Here is an 18352-nt window from a genome sequence, read left to right on the forward strand (position 1 = left end):
GCTCCTGACGTTGTGGAGCGTTCCTGGTCTGCTCACTGACCAGCGGTTTTGTGTTCGAGTAAGCTCCCGCAACCTCCACCCTGGAATCGCAGGTAGCAGGTCCGGTGCTCAGCTGAGTGCCGGGCCTGTTTCCGCATCGGGTGGCTAACCGGGTGACCACCCCTTTCTTCGCGCCCCTCAGCCTCAGCGCCAGACCCTGCCGCTGAGGGGTTCGCTGAACGGTCTGGAGGCCGCCGAGAGCGGCGTGCGATCCTCCCCTCACGTGCGAGCGGATTCTCCTGCGTTGCCAGCCGCGTGCGGCGTTGCGGCGAGCTGTGGGTTCCTCGATCGCGGCGGTGACCGCGTTCCTGGGCGCCTGATGGGGGACGCGTCCGGCCGGTGCCGCGACCTCGGCCGGTGGGGCTGTGGTTAGCTTCCCGGTCGTGGCGAAGCTCTACTTCCGGTACGGCGCGATGAACTCGGGCAAGTCGACGGCGCTGATCCAGGTGGCCCACAACTACCAGGAGCGCGGGCAGCGCGTCGTCGTGGTGAAGCCGAAGCTCGACACCAAGAGCCCGGTGGTGCTGTCCCGGATCATGGTGACCCGCGAGGTCGACGTGGTGCCCGGCGAGGACGACCTGCTGCGGGACGCGGTGCTCGCCGGGGGCGCACCGGACTGCGTCCTCGTCGACGAAGCCCAGTTCCTCACCGGGCCCCAGGTGGAGGACCTGTTCCGGCTCGCCGTGCTCGACGGGATCCCGGTCATCGCCTACGGGCTGCGCAGCGACTTCCGCACCCGCGGCTTCCCGGGCAGCCTCCGGTTGATGGAACTGGCGCACTCCATCGAGGAGCTCAAGACCGTCTGCCGCTGCGGGCGCAAGGCCACGTTCAACGCGCGCACCCTCGACGGCGAGTTCACCCGGGACGGCAGCCAGGTCGCCATCGACGGCGAAGTCGGCTACGAGTCCATGTGCGGGAACTGCTACCTGCGCAACGTCGGCACCCTCGGCTGACCGGCCGCCTTCGTGGCGGGGAAACGCCCGTGCGGCCCCGGCCGCGACGGATCTTGTTCCACGCTCGTGACGTTCCGGGGTCGGAGCGCGGACATCGCGGCGGAACCGTGGTCCTCGTCGGTTCCGCACAAGCGAAGGAGTTCCACCCATGCGCGTCCGTGCCGCAGCCGCGACCGGCGTCGCGCTGGCCGTGGCGGTGTTGACCGCACCCGCCGCGACAGCCATCACCGGTGGCGAGGAGTCGCCGAACGCCTACCCGTTCACGGGGTCGCTCCAGCGGCCCGAATCACCCCGGCCGGACGGTCACGTCTGCGGGGTCACGCTGATCTCGCCGGAGTGGGTGGTCACCGCCGCGCACTGCGCGCGGACCGACGACCAGGCCACCACGGGACATCCGGTGGACTGGCGGGTCCGGCTCGGGTCGGTCGACCCCGCCTCGGGCGGTGAGCTGATCGACGTCGACGAGTTCATCGCCCACCCCAGCGGGCAGCAGGGCAACGACATCGCCCTGCTGCGGTTGCGGACCCCGGCGAAGGGCGCCCCGATCCCGATCGCGGCGCGGACACCGCCCGCCGGGACGCCCACCCGGATCATGGGCTGGGGGGTGACCTGCGACGAGAACGCCCCGGAGTGCTTCCCCGCGCACCTGCGGGAAGCCGACACCGAGGTGCAGCCCGCCGACGCCTGCGAACGGTCCGGGATCGGCGCGGACGAGATCTGCGTCGGGGCCCGCGACGGCAGCACCGCCGCGACCAACATGGATTCCGGCGGGCCCGCGCTCGTCGAGGACGGCGATGGCTGGGCGCTGGCCGGTGCCGTGCACGGCAGCAACGGGAAGGGGCAGCCCGTCGTCTACACGGACGTGGCGGCGATGCGGTCCTGGATCGAGTCCATGACCGCCGACCGCAACCCCACCCTGGAAGGGGCGGCGGTCGTCGGCGACTGCTCCGCCTCCATCGTCCGCACCGGCGCGACCAGGCCGCAGGACCCGGCGCTGGTGCTCACCAACGGGCACTGCACCAGCGGCGCACGTCCCGCGCCCGGCGACGTGGTCGTCGAACGCCCCGAGGAGCAGATGGTCGGCGTCCTCGGCACCGACGGGCCGGTGACGACCGCGAAGACCACCGACCTGGTGTACGCCACCATGACCGGCACCGACGTCGCGCTGTACCGGTTGGACAAGACCTACGCGCAGCTCGCGGACGAGGGCGTCAAGGTCTTCGAGCTCTCCGCCCGGGCCCCGCGGCAGGCCGACGCGATCGACGTCGTCTCGGGCGGATTGCAGGACACCTGGAGCTGCGCCGTCGCGGGCATCGTGCCGGAGCTGCGCGAGGAGGGCTACTCCCAGCGGCAGGCGATCCGGTACACCGAGGACTGCCTGCCCGACGCGGGCGGTTCCGGTTCGCCGCTGCTCGACCCGGCCACCGGTGCCGTCGTCGGGATCCACAACTCCAGCAACACCTCGGGCGAGGTCTGCACCGCGGACAACCCGTGCGAGGTGGACGAGGAAGGCGTGGTCACCGTCCACCCGCAGCGGCGCTACGCGCAGCAGACGGCGGCGATCCCCGCGTGCCTCACGCCCGGATCGGGCATCGATCTCTCCCGCCCGGACTGCGCGCTGCCCGGCGCGGCCTGACCGCCACCGGCACCGCGCGCGACCGGCGCGCGGTGCCGCTCGGTCCGCTCAGGACTCCGGGTGCCGCCCGAGGAGGCCGTCCGCGATCAGGTCGGCGAGCTGGCGGGCGGTGCGCAACTGGCCGTCCCGGGTCACCGGCGCGGCGCGGCCGAGCCGGTGCGCCAGCGGCAGCTGCACCAGCCCGGCGACCGGGCTGATCACGGCGAAGAAGAGCACGTCGACCGGCACCAGGGGCAGGCGTCCCGCAGCCATGAGTCGTTCGACCGCCGGGAGCAGCGGGCGCAGCGTCGGCGCGACGTACTTCTCGTGCAGGTGGTCCAGGCGCTCGGACTCCCGGCCGAACTCGTCGGCGAGCAACCGCCCGAACAGCGGCACTTCGACGGCGGACCGGTAGAAGTGGTGGATCACGGCGCGGACCAGCTCGGCATCGTCCAATCCGGCCCCGGCCAGCCGCTCGCGTTCCCGCTGGTCGGCTTCGAGGACGGAATCGACCGCGGCCCGCCAGAAGCGGGACTTGGACCCGTAGCGGTCGTTGATGAAGTTGTGGCTGACGCCGAGGCGTCGCGCGAGTTCCCGCGCCGAGGCGCGCTCGTAGCCGAGGTCGGCGAACGCCTCCACGCCTCGCCGGAGGACCTCGGCCTCGTCCGGTGCCGGCCGCGAGCCCGGCCCGGGCCGTCCCGGCCGCCGTGCCGCGCCGGTCGGTTCCTCGGTCGCCATGCGCTCGTCCTCCCCGCTTTCGCTCCGCAGTGGAATCCTGACACCTGTCAGGTAGTGTCTGACAGGTGTCAGGATACCGTGGACCAGCAGGAGGCACGAACATGGCGACCACCCCGGACATCCCGGCCCCCGACCTCACCGGCAGGCTCGCGGTGGTCACCGGAGCGAGCGACGGCGTCGGACTGGGGCTGGCGACCCGGCTCGCCGGCGCCGGCGCGGAAGTCGTGCTGCCGGTCCGCAACCCGCGCAAGGGCGATGCCGCGATCGCGAAGATCCGCCACCGGCATCCCGGGGCCGAGGTGTCGCTGCGCGAGCTCGACCTGTCCTCGCTCGCGTCCATCGCCGCGCTCGCGGACCGGCTCGCCGGGGAAGGGCGGCCGATCCACGTCCTGGTGAACAACGCCGGGGTGATGACCCCGCCCGAGCGGCGCACCACCGAGGACGGCTTCGAGCTCCAGTTCGGCACCAACCACCTCGGGCACGTCGCGCTCGTCGCCGGATTGCTGCCGCTGCTGCGCGCGGGCCGTGCCCGGGTCACCTCGCAGCTCAGCGTCGCCGCCGGGCGGCACGGCATCAACTGGGACGACCTCCAGTGGGAGCGGAACTACCGCGGGAACCGGGCCTACAGCCAGTCGAAGATCGCGCTCGGCCTGTTCGGCCTGGAACTCGACCGGCGCAGCCGGGAGGGCGGTTGGGGCATCACCAGCAACCTCTGCCACCCGGGGGTGTCACCCACGAACCTCCTCGCCGCCCGGCCCGAGGTCGGCCGCGGCCGGGACACCGCGAAGGCGCGGTTCATCCGCGCCCTGTCCGCGCGCGGCGTCCTGTTCGGGACGGTGGACACGGCGTCGCTGCCCGCGCTGCCCGCGCTGCACGCCGCCACGGCACCCGGCGCGGAGGGCGGCCGGTTCTACGGACCCAGCGGTTTCCGCCACTTCTCCGGTCCGCCCGCCGAGCAGGAGCCGTACCCCGGCCTGCGCAGCACCGACGAGGCACGGCGCATCTGGACGACCTCCGAAGAGCTGATCGGGCTGCGGTTCCCCGCCGTGGAAGCCCCCGCCGGCTAGTCGGGCGAGCGGCGGCGCCCTGCTCCGCTCGATCCGGCAGGCGGGGTGCCGCGGACCGGCCGGGAACCCCTCGAACGCGGGGGCGGGAACGTCCGCGCCGACCGAAGAGTCCACCCAGGACGGTCGAGCAGCAGGAACCGGTGGTGCGGCCTCGGCCATCCGGACCAGCGCAGCCGAGGGGATTCCCGTACCCGGCCCCGGACCACCCCGCCGGCCCGCGGCGCCGCCGCAGAATTGCGGAGCAAGCACGCGACGCCGTGGAACGGCGGGTCGGGCCGCACCGGTCCGCCGCCACCACCGCGGCCGAGGGCGTTCGGAGGGTGATCATGGCGACCGAGGTCGAGGCGAAGCCCCACGCTGCGGGGACCAGGACCGCGGGGGAGAGCGGGCAGCGAACGCGCGTGGCGGTGTGGGCCCCCGATCCGATCACGCTGGTCGGCCTCACCGAGACGCTGGTGAGCAGCCTCGACGTGTTCGTCGGGTCCACCGACCAGCCGTCGGACGTGGACGTGTGGGTGTTCGCGACCGACCGGGTCACCTCCGACGTGGTGGCCCGCATGCGGCGGACGGCGGCCGGTTCCACCGCTCCCGCGGTCCTGGTGACGCGCGAACTGGAGCGGGCCCACCTGATGAGCGTCGTCGAATGCCGGGTGGTCGCCGTCGTGCACCTCACCGCGGCCACCGAGGAACGCCTGGTCAGCACCATCGCTGCTGCCGCCGCCGGAGGTGGTTCGCTGCCGCCGAACCTGCTCGGCGAACTCCTGCGGCAGGTGCAGACCCTCCAGCAGGAGGTGCTGGCACCCCGAGGCCTCAACTCCGCCGGGTTCACCCCGCGCGAGATCTGCTGGCGGCTGTGCACGCGGCCGGGGCTCGCGGACAGCTCCAGCAGCAGCCGCAGTTCCGTCGGGGTCAGCCGCACCGGGTCGCCGTCCTTGGCGACCAGCAGCGCGGCGCGGTCGATGGACAGCCGGGTGGCGCTCCAGGTCGGCCTGCGGGCGGGCGGTGCGCCGGAGCACGGCGCGCAGGCGCGCTTCGAGCACCCTGGCCCGCACCGGCTTGACCACGTAGTCGTCGGCGCCCGCTTCCAACCCGGCCACCACGTCGATGTCGTCCCCGCGCGCGGTCAGCACGATCACCGGGAGTTCGCCGCCCGCGCGGATCCGCCGGCACACCTCGAAGCCGTTCATCCCGGGCAGCATCAGGTCGAGGACCACGACGTCCGGGGGATCGGCCCGCAGCTGGTCGAGCCCCGCTTCGCCGGTTTCCACGCCGTGGACCTGGTGCCCCTGCTGGGACAGGCCCAGTTCGAGGCCGCGGCGGACGGCGGGATCATCCTCGATCAACAGCACGCGTGACACCTGATCGAGTATCACAGCAGCACCGGGCGCACTCGCGACGGGCGCACCGGGGCGCGCCCCGGCCGGAGAAGTGATCACCCCGCTCAGCGTCGGCCCGCCGGGTCACCGCTACGTCCGGGGGATGTCCCGAGTTCGTCACGATCCCAGCGGGCGCCCGCCCCCGCGCAGCGCCCGCCGCCGCGCCGGAACTCCGCGGTGGCCGCGATGACGGCGGACGGCCCGGTGCCGCGCGGATCGACGCCGATGGCGGCGGAGCCCGGCCGGAATGCGGATCTGGCAAGGCCTGGGCGGCGCGGGCGCGTCCGATGTGGACGGATCGAGTGAGGTGTCCGATGTGGACCAAAGGCGGTATCGGCGACCCCTCGGTGTGACGTGCGTCGCAGTGCCTTGAGCATGACGTTGCGGCACGGCTTCTCCTTCTCCTCGTCACCGGATGTCGATCGAGGAGCGAAGGCCATGACGAACGTGGAGCAGGAAGTGCGGGACGAGCGGCCGACCGAGCGCATCGAGGCCGTCGCGGCCGAGGCGCCGAAGCCGTCGGTGCTGGACCAGGTCGGCGGGCCGGTGGGATTCGTGTACTCCACGGCACCCGTCATCGTCTTCGCCGGGGCGAACTCGTTCCTGCCGCTGTCGGTGACCATCGCCGTGTCGGTCGGCGCCGCCGTGCTGCTGACCGCGTTCCGGATGCTGCGCGGCGAGAAGTTCGCCTCCGCCGTCGGCGGGCTGGTCGCGGTCGGCGTCGCCGTGGGCCTCGCCGCGTGGACCGGGTCGGCGAAGGACTTCTTCGCCATCGGGATCTGGGCCGCGCTGGCCGGGTTCGTGCTCACCGCGGGCTCGCTGCTGGCCCGGCGGCCGGTGACCGGCGTGGTCTGGAACCTGTTGCACGGCGGGACGAACCCGTGGCGGGAGGACCGGCCGAGCCTGCGCGCCCACGACCTCGCCACCCTCGCGGCGGCGCTCGTGTTCGGCGCCCGGTTCGCGGTGCAGCAGTGGCTCTACGTCATCGACACGACCGGTGGGCTGGCGGTGGCCCGCGTCGCGATGGGGACGCCGCTGACGGTGCTCGGCGCGCTGGTCGTCGTCTGGGCGTTCCGCCGCAGCAGCAAGCGCCTCCTCCGGAAGTCGTGAGCGGACCGCACGCGCAGCAGGCCCGGAGGACGACCGTGACCGGCACCGCCACTACCGAAGCCGCCGCCGAATCCGCTGCTGAATCCGCGACCGGATCCGCGACGGCCGAACTCGACCCGGCCGGGCCCGCCGCCACCGAGCCCGCCGCCACGGCACGCCCGAGCCTCCGCGACCGGTACCGCGGGCAGCGGGAACGAGCCCGCCGCAATCGCGCCGCCGACGTCGCGTGGCGTACCGGGGTCGGCATCGCCGGTTCCGCGGTGCTCGTCGCCGGGATCGTCATGATCCCGTACCCGGGGCCGGGCTGGGTCGTGGCGTTCGCGGGCCTCGCCGTGCTCGGCACCGAGTTCGAGCCGGCCCGCCGCGCGCTCGCCTTCCTGCGCCGCGGGTACGACCGGTGGGACGCGTGGCAGCGCGGGCGGCACCCCGCGGTGCGCCTGCTGCTGCTCGCGGGCACCGGCGCCGTGGTGCTGGGCACGGTGTGGCTGCTCGGGGCGCTGGAGTTCGGCGCGGGCCTGATCGGCCTCGACCTCCCGTGGCTCGCGTCCCCGCTCGGCTGACGTGCCGGGCCCCGGCCTACCGGCAGGCGGCGAGCGCCTCCGCCGCGGTGCGGTTGCCCGCCGTGGTCCGCGCGAGCGCCGCGAGGGACGCCCGGTGCGTCGCCTCCTCGGCGGCCGCCGTGCAGTCGGTGACGACGTGCACCTGGAAGCCCAGGTCGGTGGCGTGCCGGGCGGTCTGCTCGACCGTGAGGTCGGTGGCGACGCCGGTGAGGAACAGCGTCCCGACCCCGCGGTCGCGCAACCAGGTGGCGAGATCGTTGCCCGCGAGCCCGGACAGCTTCTGGTTGTCCACCACCAGGCCCGGTTGTCCGGCCAGCTCCGGGACCAGCGCCGCGCCCGGAGCGTCGGGGCGGAACGACTCCTGCGCGTCGCCGACTGCGCGCATGAACTCGGTGTTGCGGACCAGCTCGCCCTCCCCGGCGGGCACGGTGAAGCGGGTGAAGACCAGTTCGGCGCCCGCTGCGGCGGCGGCCGCGTGGAACCGGGCGGCGCGCGCCACCACTCCGCTGCGCGCGACCGGAGCGGCGAGCAGGTCGCCGAAGAACCCTTCCGGCGCGATGACGTTGATCTGCCAGTGCAGCGCCAGCACGGCGCACTTCCCGTTCATGCCCCGATCCTGCCGTCCGCCCGGCGGAAGCGGCCACGGTTCAGGGGCGGGCGCGGTCCGGTCCGGGCGCGTCCGCCCTGCTGGATCGGTGCCACCTGCCACAGCTGCTGGGTGCGGTCCTGGCTGATCGCGACGGCCTCGACGTCGAGCCTGCCGCTGCGGTGCGGGCGTAGGAAGTCGGTGGCGTTGGCGACGCCGACCGCCTGCTGCCCGTGGTCCTCGACCGCTTCGTAGGCCCCGGTGGTGGCGAAGGTTTCGACGACCGCGGTGTGCAGTCCACCGTGGACGATTCCCCAGGGCCGGTGGTGGCGTTCGTCCGCGGCGACCGAGCCGCGCACCGAGGTCGGGGTGATCTCGTCGAACGAGAGGCCGAGTACGGCATCTCGCGCAACATCCACGCTCCTGGTCCGGTCCGCCGGGGCACGCGCGACGGGTGACGGTCAGCAGGCGTCCCAGGAGTAGCGGAGTTCGGCGGCGCCGGCGGGCATCTTCACGTCGGTGAGCTCGACGACGCGGTCCCCGCTCCACGTGGTGCGGCGCACGTGCAGCAGCGGTGCGCGTTCGGTCTCCAGCGCCCGCCGTTCCAGCTCGGTCGCCATCGCGGCGGTGACGACCTCCTCGTAGCGGGTGGCGCCGTGGCCGAGCTCGTCGAGGCGGGCCGGTGCGCCGCCCGGCCCGGTGTCGGGGCGTTCCAGCGCGGTCCCGGCGGTGATCGACCGCGGGAACCGGGAGACCGCCAGCAGCACCGGGTGCCCGTCGGCGCGCAGCACCCGGTCGCGGACGCAGATCTCGTCCCCGGCGCGGATCCCGAACGGCTCGGCGAGGTCGGCGGCCGGTTCGAACCAGACCTGGGTGGACGAGTCGGGGACGAAACCCTGCGCGGCGGCATCGGCGAGGAAGGCCCCCTCGTTCCGCTCCCGGCGCGCCCGGCTCAGCCGCTCGCGGGCGTCGAGCCGCGCCACCCGCGGCGGGCCGGTGGCCGCGCCGCCCTCGTCGTCGTGCTCCGCCGCGCTCATCGGCACCTCCTCGGGTGGGCTGCGTCGTCCGCGAGTCATCGTCGCACCGCGCCGGTGCCGGGCCGCGGAACCGCCGCCGGAGTCGGCGTCGCCGATCGGGTGGTCGCGGTCCTCGCGGCCCGGAAAGGCACCGGGTGTCTTTCGCACGGGGATCGCCGGAATGGGGTCCCGGCGTTGTCGCGGTGCGCAGCTCCGGTTTCCGGTGATTCGGTCCGCTGATTTCCCCGCTTCGCGGGTGAAATGCGCGACGCGGTGCGGAAAATGGCATGTCCGCCCGCGTGGTGGGGATCATCGCGGGCTCGGGACCAGCGCAGGAGTCCTGATGTCGAGGACTGCTGATTTCCCTAGAAGGCGGGCTGGATGCTCGGTTTCTCCGTTGATCGCCGCTGGGTGCGCCGGGGGCGCTGGTGCCTCTCCGGCCAACACTGGGAATTCCACTAGATCAACTTCCGGTAGTCCTGGAATAGGCGACCGGACCATTCGGCGACTTCCCCGGGCCTTGAGGAGAAACATGAGCGTCACGATCGACTCCGTCGTGCACACGATGACCGGATCAATGGTCTCCGATCCGACGGACGCGTTCTTCTTCGACCACCCGCTGGACCACCTGCCCGCGATGCTGCTGCTCGACGGCATCGCCGGGCTCGCCTCGGCGTCCCCCGGCCGAGTCGCGGAGCTGGCCGTGGAGTTCCACCACTTCTGCGAGCTCGACCGCCCGGTCGAAGTGCTGATGAGCAGCCCGGCGACCGACGGGGAGCGCTGGGACGCGTACTGCTCCTCCGGCGGCCTCGTCGTCGCCGACGGGAACGTGTCGCTGCGCGACCACCACGACCCGCCGCCACCCGGCCCCGTGCTGCCCGCACCGGTACCGGTCGATCGGGAGCTGGTGCACCGCCACCGCGCGGAGAACGTCGCCATCGGCGACTTCACCGGCGACGATTCCGGTTGCACCGCGCGGATCCTCGACTTCGCGCCGGACCACGCGCTGCGCCGCCGCGACCCTCGGCACCGCTCCGCGCTCGAACTCGTCGAAGGCGCCCGCCAGTTGATCACCCTGGTCGGGCACCAGGTGTGGGACGTGGCGCACGACTGGAAGTACGTGCTCAACGGGGTCCGGCACGAGCAGCGCCGCCCCGTCGCCGCCACCGAGGACGTCCGGCTCCGCACCACCACGATGACCATGCGGCGCAAGCGCGTCGAGTTCGCCGTGGACCTGCTCGCCGCAGGCGACGTGATCGGCTCCGTCCGGCTCACCGGCATGATCGTTCCCCCGCGCGTGTACGACCACCTGCGCTGGGCCAACCGGGAAGCAGCACGATGAACCGCAAGCTGGAAAGCCTCTTCCCGCCCGCGATCTTCCTGTGCGGGATGCTGGTGCTCGCCTGGGGCATCGGCGGCCGCCTGCTCGACGGTGATCCCGCGTCCGGCGAAGCCGCCGTCCTGCTCGCCTACCTGGGGTGGACGCTGGTCGAATCCCGCGTCACCTTCCAGGGATCGGTGCAGGAGACCAGTTCCGCCGACCGCGGCAGCCTGCAGCTCTACGGGCTGTCCCGGCTCGCCGTCCTCGCCGCCGTCGCGCTGCCGCCGAACACCTGGGACGGGTGGGGGCTCGGCCGCACCGCCGCCGTCGCCGTGTTCTTCGGTGGAGTCGTGCTGCGGCTCACCGCCGTGCACCGGCTCGGCCGCTTCTACTCGCACCGCGTCCGCACCGTCGACGGGCACGCGATCGTCAGCACCGGGCCCTACCGGCTGGTGCGCCACCCCGCCTACACCGGCATGGTGTTCGCCCACCTCGGGCTGGTGGTCGCGTTCCTGAACCCGTACGGGGTGCTCGCGTTCGCCGCGCTCATGGTGCCCGCCGTGGTGCGCCGCGTCCTCGTCGAGGAGGACACGCTGATGCGGCTGCCCGACTACCCCGACTACGCGCGGAACCGCCCCCGGCTCATCCCGGCGGTGTGGTGATGGGACCGGTGACCGCCGCGATGATCCACGACGACGCCCGGCCGACCGGCGCGCAGGTCGGCAACAAGTTCGCGCGCCTCGCCGAGATGCGGGCCGCCGGCCTGCCGGTGCCGCGGTTCTGCTGCCTCGACGCCGCCGTCTTCCGCGACGTGGCGCGCGAGATCGGCGGTGGGATCCGCCGCGAGCTGGACGCCATCGACTTCACCGACCGCGCCTCCCTCGACGCCGCCGCGAAGGCCATCCGCGACCTGTTCCTCGACGTCCCGTTCCCCGCCGGGGTCGAGCGGTCCGTGCTCGACGCGTTCGACGCGACCTTCGCGCCCGGCTCGCTGGTCGCCGTCCGCTCCTCCAGCGTGGGCCGTTCCGAGCGGGAGAGCGAGGATTCCGCCGCCGACCCGTTCGCGGGCATGGGGGAGAGCTTCCTGTACGTGGGCCGGGACCGGGTCCTGGACCGGGTCCGCGAGTGCTGGGCGTCCGGGTTCACCGCCGAAGCGCTGCTGTACCGGCACGTCCAGGGGCTCGCGCTCGACGGGTTCGCGGTGTCCGTCGGCGTGCAGGAGATGGTGCTGGGCGCCAAGTCCTTCGTGCTGTTCACCTGCGATCCGGCCACCGGCGCCGACGACGCGGTGCTCGCCGCCGGGCACGGCATCGGCGAAGGCGTCGTGCAGGAGAAGGTCGGCGTGGACCACTACTTCCTGCGCTCGGCCACCGGCCGCTGCGAGTCGCACCTCGCGCACAAACCGGAACGCCTCGGTCTCGACCCGGACCGCCCCGACGCCGGGCCCGTCCCGCTGCCGGTGCCGCCGGAACTGCGCGACGCGCCGGTGCTCGACGAAGCGCAGGTGCGGGAGGTCGCCGCGCTCGGCGCCCGGGTCGCGGCGCTGTTCGGCGCCCCGCAGGACGTCGAAGGCGTGCTCACCGAGGACGGCACCATCCGCCTCGTGCAGGCCCGGCCCATCGCGATCGACCTGTCCACCCGCAAGCAGTGGAGCAACGCGAACGTCACCGAGAGCTTCTCCGGCACCACGACCGCGCTGACCTACTCGTTCGCCCGGGGCTTCTACCGCACGATCTTCCACGACCTGTACCGCCGCTACGGCGTGGACCGGGACCTGCTCGACGCGAGCGGGCCCGAGCTGGAGCGGATGATCGGGTACCTCGGCGGCCGCGTCTACTACGACCTCGACTCGTGGCTGCACCTGCACGGTCAGGTCGCGTTCTTCCCGCTGCTGCGGGCTTCCTGGGAGCAGATGATGGGCCTGCCCGTCAGCGGCGAGGGCTCGCTGCGCTCGCTGGCGCCGACGTGGCCGGGAGTCGTCGGCAGGCTCGCCGGCCCGCTCGCCCGGCTGCTGCGGGCGCTGGCCCGGCACGACCGCGCCATGCGCGAGTTCGAGACCTGGTGGGAAGGCGTGATCGCACCGCGTCGCGCGGTGGACTGGGCGCAGCGGGACCCGCTGGCCCGGATCGCCGATTTCCGCGCCGCGTGGCGGGAGGTCGGCGCGCACTGGGGCGTCACGCTGATCAACGACTCGGTGCTGTCGGCCACCACCGGCGCCGTCCGCGGGCTGCTCGCGAAGTGGGCGCCGGGGCTGGACGAGGGCGTGCTCAACGATCTGCTGTGCGGCGGCGAGCGCAACCGCGGTGAAGCCGCCGTGCTCTCCGCCGTCGGTCTCGCCGAACTCGCCCGCGCACGGCCGGAGTTCCTCGCCGCGATGGACGACCGGCCCGCCGCGCAGGTCTGGTCCGAAGTGGACGGTGGTCGGCACGGGGACGCGTTCCGCGCCGCGGTGCACGAGCACCTGCACCGCTACGGCGACCGCAGCGTGCAGGACCTGAAGATGGAACAGCCGACGCTGCGCGCCCAACCCGGCGCACTGCTGCGCACGGTCGCCGACTACGCCCGAGCCGGCCTGGACCGGGCCACCTTCGTCGAGCGGGAGGAGCGCATCCGCGCCGACGCCGAGCGGCGGCTCACCGCGGCCCTCGGTGCCCGCTCCCCGAAGCTCGCCGTGCTGCGGCGGCTGCTCGACAAGCTGCGCCGCAGCGTGCGGCACCGGGAGAACTCGCGCTACTGCCGCAGCGAACTGTTCGGCCTCGCCAAGACGGTCTTCCACTCGCTCGGCGAGGACCTCGCCGCGCAGGGCGTGCTGCGCTCCGCCGCCGACGTGGTGCACCTGACCGAGGACGAGGTGTTCGGCCACTTCGACGGCACCGGCGTCACCCGCGACCTCGGCGCCGTCGCCGCCGTCCGCAAGGCCGAGTTCGAGCAGGACCCGCCGGAACTGCCCGAGCGGTTCAGCACCCTCGGCGGCGTCACCACCTCCCTCGGCGCCGTGCGGGCCGCCGCCGACCCCGGCGGGGGAGAGCTGCGCGGCCTCGGCTCCAGCAGTGGCCGCGTCGAAGGCACCGCGCGGATCGTGCTCGATCCGCGCGACCCCGTCGAACCCGGCGAGGACATGATCCTCATCGCCCGCGAGACCGATCCGGGCTGGCTGTTCCTGATGCTCACCGCGAAGGGCATCGTCGTGGAGCGCGGCACCATGCTGTCGCACACCGCGATCACCGGCCGCAAGTTCGGCATTCCCACCGTGGTGTCGCTGCGCGGCGCCACCACCGCCATCCCGGACGGGGCGCGGATCGCCGTCGACGGCGCCTCCGGGGAGGTCACCGTGCTGGAGGTGCCGTCGTGACCACCACCGCCGCTCCCGGGGCGGGAGCTCGGCTGGGCCGGTTCGTGCTGGATGTGTTCCCGCCGAAGGTCTACTGCACGTACGCGGTGCTGTGGGTGCTCGCGCTGGAGGGGTCGCTCGCCGTCGTCGCCGGTGACCGGTGGGCGCCGTCGGCGGGCACGGCGGTGCGGATCTGCTCGGTCGGCCTGGTGCTGCTGTACCTGCGGATGGTCGACGAGCAGAAGGACCTCGACTACGACCGGGAGCACAACCCCGGCAGGCCGCTGGTGCGCGGCTCCATCACCGCGGTCGAGCTGCGGCGCTGGATGCTGCTGTTCGCCGCGCTGCTGGTGCTGGCGAACGCGCTGGTCGAGGCGGTCTCGGTGGCGGTGTTGGCGCTGGACCTGGGTTACGCGCTGCTGCTGGTGGTGCTGGAGCGCCGGTCGGCGCGGCTGCGGGACGCGCTGTTCCCGAACCTCGCGATCACCTATCCGGTGCAGGTGCTGCTGAGCGTGTACGTGTGCGTCTCGGCCACCGGCGGGCTCGACCCGGCCGTGATCGGGTGCTTCTCCTGCGTGTTCCTGCACTTCGAGTTCGCCCGCAAGACGGCGTGGACGGCCCCGGCCGATGCGCGGCTGTACTCGAACGTCGTCGGGCCAGTCGGCGGCGCGGTGCTGGTGCTGGCCGCACCGGCGCTGGCCGCCGCCTCCGCCGCGGTGCTGTTCCGGCCGTGGGAGCTAGACGGCGCCGCCGACCTGGGGCGGCTGCTGCCGTACTGCGCGTTGGCGCTGCCCGCCGTCGGGGCGCGGCGGTTCTTCGGCGGCAGCCGCGCCTGGCCCGCCGGGCTCGCGATGACCTTCGTGCTCGGGTGGTACGCGGCACTGGTGTGCCAAGCGGCGGTGGTGAGCTGGGCATGACGGAATTGCTGGTGACGGGCGCGACCGGGTTCGTCGGCGCGGCCACCCGCCGGGCGCTGCGGGAGCGCGGGGTGCGGCTGCGCACCCTCGTGCACCACCGGCGCACCGGCGACGACGAGCAGGTCGCGGGTGATCTGGCCGATCCGGCCTCGCTGCGCGGGAGCTGTGCGGGCGTGGACGCGGTGGTGCACCTGGCCGCCGCCGTCGGCTCCGACCCGGACACCTGCCGGGCCGTGAACGACGCGGGCGTGCGGGCGCTGCTGGCGGAGGCGCGCGGCGCGGGCGTGCACCGCTTCGTGCAGCTCGGCACCGCCGCCGTCTACGGCCGCGGCGAGCACCGCGGACCCGCCGAGGACGAGGTGCGGCCCCGCCCGGAGTCCGTGACCAGCGAGACCCGGCTCGCCGGGGAGAACGCGGTGCTCGCCGCGGGCGGCACCGTCGTCCGCCCCTACTTCGTGTACGGCGCAGGGGACCGCTGGGTGGTGCCCGGCCTCGCCCGGCTGCTCGCCGCGACCGGCAGCACGATCGAGGGAGCCCGGCCCCGGCTCGGCATGGTGTGGGTGGACGACCTCGCCGAGATCATCGCGACGCTCGCGTTGCGCGCCGCCCCGCCCGGTCGGGTGCTGCACGCGAACCACCCGCGGCCGGTGCCGGTCCGCGCGCTGGTCGACCGGATCGTCGCGGACCTCGGCGTTCCCGCGCCGCAGCGGGACATGTCCTACCGGGACGCGGTGCAGCGGCTGCCCGGCGCGGCCGACCAGCTGTCGCTGCTGGCCTGCGACCGGTACTTCGACTCCACCGCCGCCTGGCGCGGCAGCGGCCGGGAACCGACGCCGTTCGAGGTCGGCTTCGCCCGCTCCCTCGCCTGGTACCGCGCGCACCTCGCCGAGGATCGCGCGGGCTGACCGGGGAGGATGGGGCCCGGAGCAGCGGACAGCGGGAGGTCGTCGTGATCGGATCGTCGGCGGGGGTGCGGCACCTCATCGCCATCGGCATCGGCGCGGGCGACCCGCGCCACCTCACCCTCGAAGCGGTCGACGCCCTCGGCCGCACCGACGTGTTCTTCCTGCCGGACAAGGGGAAGCGCACCGAACGGCTGCTGCGGGTGCGCGCCGAGATCCTCCGCGAGCACGCCGCGGACTCCGCCCGGACCGTCGCGATGCCCGACCCGCCGCGCGACCGCACCACCGCGGGCACCGACGAGTACCGCGCGCAGGTCGACGACTGGCGGCGGCGCCGCGCCGAGCAGTGGGCGCGGGTCGTGCACGAGGAACTCGCGCCGGGGGAGACCGGTGCGTTCCTGGTGTGGGGCGATCCGGCGCTCTACGACAGCACCCTGGACGTCGTCGCGGAGATCCGCGCCGCCGTCGACCTCACCTGCGAGGTGGTCCCCGGCATCAGCAGCGTTTCCGCGCTCGCCGCGCACCACGGCACCACCTGGACCCGGGTGGGCAGGCCCGTCCGCATCACCACCGGCCGTCCCGGCGTGGACCGGCCGGACCTGTCCGAGGACACCCTGGTGATGCTGGACGTGCCTGCGGCGATCGCGGCGCGGCGCGGCGGAGGCTGGTGGATCCACTGGGGCGCCTACGTGGGTACGCCCGACGAGCTCTCGGTCGCCGGTCCGCTCGACGAGGTCGCCGACCGCATCGCCGAGCTGCGCGCCGAGGCCCGCGACCGGCACGGCTGGATCATGGACAGCTGCCTGCTGCGCCCGCCTTCCTGAACCCCCCGGTCACTCCGCCGTCCCGACGTGGCGGAGGCCGTCGAAGAGGAGTGCGACGATCCGCGCCGCGTCGTCCCGCCAGCCGTCGGTGGCGCGCATCCCGCAGACGCAGCCGAGCGCCCGCAGCACCGTCCACCCGTCGACGTCGCCGCGGATCGTCCCGGCCGCCGCACCGGCCCGCAGCAGCGCGTCGAGGCAGTCGGCCATCCGCCGCCGGGAGTCGGCGAACACCGCCGAGTCGGTCGCCAGCACGCTCTCCAGCGCGACCGACATGCCCTTGCTGGTGGCGGCGTGCTCGACGAGCAGGTCCAGGAACTCCCGCAGCGCCCGGTCCGGCGCGTGCCGGGCGAGCAGCGCGTCCGGTTCGGCGCACAGCTCGTCGAGGGCCTGCCGGTAGATCTCGGCGATGAGCTCCTCGCGGGTGTCGAAGTGCCGGTAGAGGGTGCCGACGGCGACGCCGGCGCGGCGGGCGATCTCGTCCACTCCGATGTCCTCGCCGGCCAGGAACGCTTCCCGCGCGGTCGTGAGCAGGGCTTCCCGGTTGCGGCGGGCGTCGGCACGCAGCGGGCGTGAGGTGGGCAACGGACGACCTCCGAATAAAGTGAGTCCGACTCCGATTATATGGTGAGCCTGGCTCACTTTACTGGAGGTGCTTCCCATGACGATCGCCGACGAAGGACTCGCCGGACGGCGCGTGCTCATCACCGGTGCCAGCCGCGGACTCGGCGTCGCCACCGCCCGCCGCTTCGCCGCCGCGGGCGCCCACGTCCTCACCGCCTCGCGCAGCGCGCCCCCGGACGACGTGCCCGGCACGTTCCTCCCGGCCGACCTCGCCACCGCCGACGGCGTCGCCGACCTCGGCCGGCGAGTCCTCGACACGGTCGGCGGAGTGGACGTGCTCGTCTCCAACGCGGGCGCCACCAGCGGCTGGGCCGCCGCGCTGGAACGCACCGACGAGTCGTGGCAGTTCGACCTCGACATCAACCTGCTCAGCGCCGTCCGGCTGGACCGCGCCCTGGTGCCCGGCATGGTCGAACGCGGCTCCGGCGTCGTCCTGCACGTCTCGTCGATCGCGAGCAGGTTGCCGCAGCCCGGCGACCTGTCGTACGCGGCGGCGAAGGCCGCGCTCAACGCCTACAGCCGCGGCCTCGCCGAAGAGATCGGCACGAGCGGGGTCCGCGTGCTGCGCGTGCTGCCCGGCTTCGTCGCCACCGAAGGCGCCGTCGCGCACCACCAGGAGATGGCCGACGAGCAGGGCGTCGAGCTCCGCGAGATGCAGCGGCGCATCGCGGCCCGGCTGAACGCGCCGATGGGCCGCCCCGGCGACCCGGAGGACGCGGCCGAGCTGATCGCCTTCCTCGCCTCCGATCGCGCGAAGTGGCTCACCGGCGCCGAATACCGGGTGGACGGCGGCATCATCCCCGCCGTGTGAGCTCGGATCAGCCGCCCAGGTCCGCGGACAACCAGCGCTCGGGGCGCATCCGGATCACCACGTGCTCCCCGAGCCGCGTCCGCTCGAACTCGACGAACTCGTCCACCCGCGACGCGGGCAGGTAGCGGGCCGCCATTACCCGGGAGCTCTCGGCCGAACCCGGCTCGATCGAGAGCACCGGGCCCTCCACCGAGACGTAGCGGACCGTCGGCTCGGTGCGCTGCGCCAGCATGCTGAACCGGCCCGCGGCCCGGATCGCGCGGGTCTTCCGGGTGTCCGCGCCCGTGTTGATCCACAGCTCGCCGCCGGGCTCGTAGTGGTACCAGATCGGCACCACCAGGGGCGCTCGGCCGGAACCCTCGGCCACCGCCAGGGAACCGGTGTGCGGTTCGGCCAGGAATCGTTCGCGGTCCTGCTGGGAAAGAGCCATGCGACCGACGCTAGCCGCGACCCCTGACAGGCGCTCGACTCCTGCTGCTCGGGAGGTGGGGTGGCGGAACCTCAGCGCCCTCCTCGCTGCGGGATCGTTTTCACCGGTGGCTCCGCCACAGGAGAAAACGCTGTC

18 protein-coding genes and 1 pseudogene are annotated in these 18352 nt (G+C 73.7%); 12 read left to right on the forward strand and 7 right to left on the reverse strand.

Annotated elements, in window-relative coordinates:
- Positions 1 to 422: 422 nt before the first annotated feature.
- On the forward strand, positions 423 to 992 hold the full coding sequence (locus LCD31_RS24680; protein WP_224961799.1) for a thymidine kinase: 570 nt from the start codon (positions 423 to 425) through the stop codon (positions 990 to 992).
- Positions 993 to 1140: 148 nt separating this feature from the next.
- On the forward strand, positions 1141 to 2628 hold the full coding sequence (locus tag LCD31_RS24685) for a trypsin-like serine protease (protein ID WP_224961802.1): 1488 nt from the start codon (positions 1141 to 1143) through the stop codon (positions 2626 to 2628).
- Between the two features lie 48 nt (positions 2629 to 2676).
- On the opposite strand, the gene LCD31_RS24690 is transcribed toward LCD31_RS24685, so the two are convergent.
- On the reverse strand, positions 2677 to 3345 hold the full coding sequence (locus tag LCD31_RS24690) for a TetR/AcrR family transcriptional regulator (protein ID WP_224961805.1): 669 nt from the start codon (positions 3343 to 3345) through the stop codon (positions 2677 to 2679).
- 101 nt (positions 3346 to 3446) lie between these two features.
- On the opposite strand from LCD31_RS24690, the gene LCD31_RS24695 reads away from it, so the two are divergent.
- A complete protein-coding gene (locus LCD31_RS24695; RefSeq protein ID WP_224961807.1) occupies positions 3447 to 4412 on the forward strand; it encodes an SDR family oxidoreductase in 966 nt (321 codons plus the stop codon).
- Positions 4413 to 5238: 826 nt separating this feature from the next.
- Here LCD31_RS24695 and LCD31_RS24700 read toward each other — a convergent pair.
- Positions 5239 to 5770: pseudogene (locus LCD31_RS24700) on the reverse strand (response regulator transcription factor); the annotation flags it as partial.
- Positions 5771 to 6226: 456 nt separating this feature from the next.
- Between LCD31_RS24700 and LCD31_RS24705 the strand changes: the two are divergent.
- Together LCD31_RS24705 and LCD31_RS24710 are read left to right on the forward strand one after the other, a co-directional pair.
- A complete protein-coding gene (locus LCD31_RS24705; protein ID WP_224961809.1) occupies positions 6227 to 6898 on the forward strand; it encodes a DUF3159 domain-containing protein in 672 nt (223 codons plus the stop codon).
- A 35-nt stretch (positions 6899 to 6933) separates the two neighbouring features.
- Complete coding sequence (locus LCD31_RS24710) at positions 6934 to 7458, forward strand: TIGR02611 family protein (RefSeq protein WP_224961811.1); 525 nt, start codon at positions 6934 to 6936, stop codon at positions 7456 to 7458.
- Between the two features lie 16 nt (positions 7459 to 7474).
- Here the strand turns inward: LCD31_RS24710 and LCD31_RS24715 are convergent, their stop codons facing one another.
- From LCD31_RS24715 to LCD31_RS24725, 3 genes are read right to left on the reverse strand one after another with little or no spacing between them, the layout of a single operon-like run.
- Positions 7475 to 8065, reverse strand: coding sequence for a cysteine hydrolase family protein (locus LCD31_RS24715; protein WP_224961813.1), 591 nt, complete (start codon positions 8063 to 8065; stop codon positions 7475 to 7477).
- Positions 8062 to 8463: a PaaI family thioesterase gene (locus LCD31_RS24720; RefSeq protein WP_224961815.1), complete on the reverse strand. Its 402-nt coding sequence runs from the start codon at positions 8461 to 8463 to the stop codon at positions 8062 to 8064. The genes LCD31_RS24715 and LCD31_RS24720 overlap by 4 nt, the downstream gene beginning before the upstream one ends.
- A gap of 42 nt (positions 8464 to 8505) precedes the next feature.
- On the reverse strand, positions 8506 to 9081 hold the full coding sequence (locus tag LCD31_RS24725; RefSeq protein ID WP_224961818.1) for a UTRA domain-containing protein: 576 nt from the start codon (positions 9079 to 9081) through the stop codon (positions 8506 to 8508).
- Between the two features lie 511 nt (positions 9082 to 9592).
- Between LCD31_RS24725 and LCD31_RS24730 the strand changes: the two genes are divergently transcribed.
- From LCD31_RS24730 to cobF, 6 genes are read left to right on the forward strand one after another with little or no spacing between them, the layout of a single operon-like run.
- Positions 9593 to 10402 carry an AfsA-related hotdog domain-containing protein gene (locus LCD31_RS24730; protein ID WP_224961820.1) on the forward strand — a complete coding sequence of 270 codons (810 nt, stop codon included), beginning with the start codon at positions 9593 to 9595 and terminating at the stop codon, positions 10400 to 10402.
- Entirely contained in the window at positions 10399 to 11043 is a 645-nt protein-coding gene (locus LCD31_RS24735) for an isoprenylcysteine carboxylmethyltransferase family protein (protein ID WP_224961821.1), read from the forward strand. The genes LCD31_RS24730 and LCD31_RS24735 overlap by 4 nt, the downstream gene beginning before the upstream one ends.
- Entirely contained in the window at positions 11043 to 13733 is a 2691-nt protein-coding gene (locus LCD31_RS24740) for a PEP/pyruvate-binding domain-containing protein (protein ID WP_224961823.1), read from the forward strand. The genes LCD31_RS24735 and LCD31_RS24740 overlap by 1 nt, the downstream gene beginning before the upstream one ends.
- Positions 13730 to 14629: a hypothetical protein gene (locus LCD31_RS24745; protein ID WP_224961824.1), complete on the forward strand. Its 900-nt coding sequence runs from the start codon at positions 13730 to 13732 to the stop codon at positions 14627 to 14629. Before LCD31_RS24740 ends, LCD31_RS24745 begins: the two co-directional genes overlap by 4 nt.
- Positions 14626 to 15534 (forward strand): NAD(P)-dependent oxidoreductase, encoded by a 909-nt coding sequence (locus LCD31_RS24750; RefSeq protein WP_224961826.1) that lies wholly within the window; start codon positions 14626 to 14628, stop codon positions 15532 to 15534. Before LCD31_RS24745 ends, LCD31_RS24750 begins: the two co-directional genes overlap by 4 nt.
- A gap of 44 nt (positions 15535 to 15578) precedes the next feature.
- On the forward strand, positions 15579 to 16355 hold the full coding sequence (gene cobF / locus LCD31_RS24755; protein WP_224961828.1) for a precorrin-6A synthase (deacetylating): 777 nt from the start codon (positions 15579 to 15581) through the stop codon (positions 16353 to 16355).
- Between the two features lie 9 nt (positions 16356 to 16364).
- Here the strand turns inward: cobF and LCD31_RS24760 are convergent, their stop codons facing one another.
- Entirely contained in the window at positions 16365 to 16937 is a 573-nt protein-coding gene (locus tag LCD31_RS24760; protein WP_224961830.1) for a TetR/AcrR family transcriptional regulator, read from the reverse strand.
- Between the two features lie 76 nt (positions 16938 to 17013).
- Between LCD31_RS24760 and LCD31_RS24765 the strand changes: the two genes are divergently transcribed.
- Positions 17014 to 17787, forward strand: a complete 774-nt coding sequence (locus tag LCD31_RS24765; protein WP_224961832.1) for an oxidoreductase — start codon at positions 17014 to 17016, stop codon at positions 17785 to 17787.
- Positions 17788 to 17794: 7 nt separating this feature from the next.
- Here LCD31_RS24765 and LCD31_RS24770 read toward each other — a convergent pair whose 3' ends face one another.
- On the reverse strand, positions 17795 to 18217 hold the full coding sequence (locus tag LCD31_RS24770) for a pyridoxamine 5'-phosphate oxidase family protein (RefSeq protein ID WP_224961834.1): 423 nt from the start codon (positions 18215 to 18217) through the stop codon (positions 17795 to 17797).
- Positions 18218 to 18352 lie beyond the last annotated feature (135 nt).

Source organism: Saccharopolyspora sp. 6M (assembly GCF_020176775.1).
GTDB classification, from domain to species: domain Bacteria; phylum Actinomycetota; class Actinomycetes; order Mycobacteriales; family Pseudonocardiaceae; genus Saccharopolyspora_C; species Saccharopolyspora_C gregorii.

Excerpts from the sequence above, each read along its gene's own strand:
- LCD31_RS24685 (WP_224961802.1), top strand. The coding sequence starts at position 1,141 with ATGCGCGTCCGTGCCGCAGCCGCGACCGGCGTCGCGCTGGCCGTGGCG.
- LCD31_RS24690 (WP_224961805.1), bottom strand. The coding sequence starts at position 3,345 with ATGGCGACCGAGGAACCGACCGGCGCGGCACGGCGGCCGGGACGGCCC.
- LCD31_RS24695 (WP_224961807.1), top strand. The coding sequence starts at position 3,447 with ATGGCGACCACCCCGGACATCCCGGCCCCCGACCTCACCGGCAGGCTC.
- LCD31_RS24705 (WP_224961809.1), top strand. The coding sequence starts at position 6,227 with ATGACGAACGTGGAGCAGGAAGTGCGGGACGAGCGGCCGACCGAGCGC.
- LCD31_RS24715 (WP_224961813.1), bottom strand. The coding sequence starts at position 8,065 with ATGAACGGGAAGTGCGCCGTGCTGGCGCTGCACTGGCAGATCAACGTC.
- LCD31_RS24725 (WP_224961818.1), bottom strand. The coding sequence starts at position 9,081 with ATGAGCGCGGCGGAGCACGACGACGAGGGCGGCGCGGCCACCGGCCCG.
- LCD31_RS24730 (WP_224961820.1), top strand. The coding sequence starts at position 9,593 with ATGAGCGTCACGATCGACTCCGTCGTGCACACGATGACCGGATCAATG.
- LCD31_RS24735 (WP_224961821.1), top strand. The coding sequence starts at position 10,399 with ATGAACCGCAAGCTGGAAAGCCTCTTCCCGCCCGCGATCTTCCTGTGC.
- LCD31_RS24740 (WP_224961823.1), top strand. The coding sequence starts at position 11,043 with ATGGGACCGGTGACCGCCGCGATGATCCACGACGACGCCCGGCCGACC.
- LCD31_RS24750 (WP_224961826.1), top strand. The coding sequence starts at position 14,626 with ATGACGGAATTGCTGGTGACGGGCGCGACCGGGTTCGTCGGCGCGGCC.
- LCD31_RS24765 (WP_224961832.1), top strand. The coding sequence starts at position 17,014 with ATGACGATCGCCGACGAAGGACTCGCCGGACGGCGCGTGCTCATCACC.
- LCD31_RS24770 (WP_224961834.1), bottom strand. The coding sequence starts at position 18,217 with ATGGCTCTTTCCCAGCAGGACCGCGAACGATTCCTGGCCGAACCGCAC.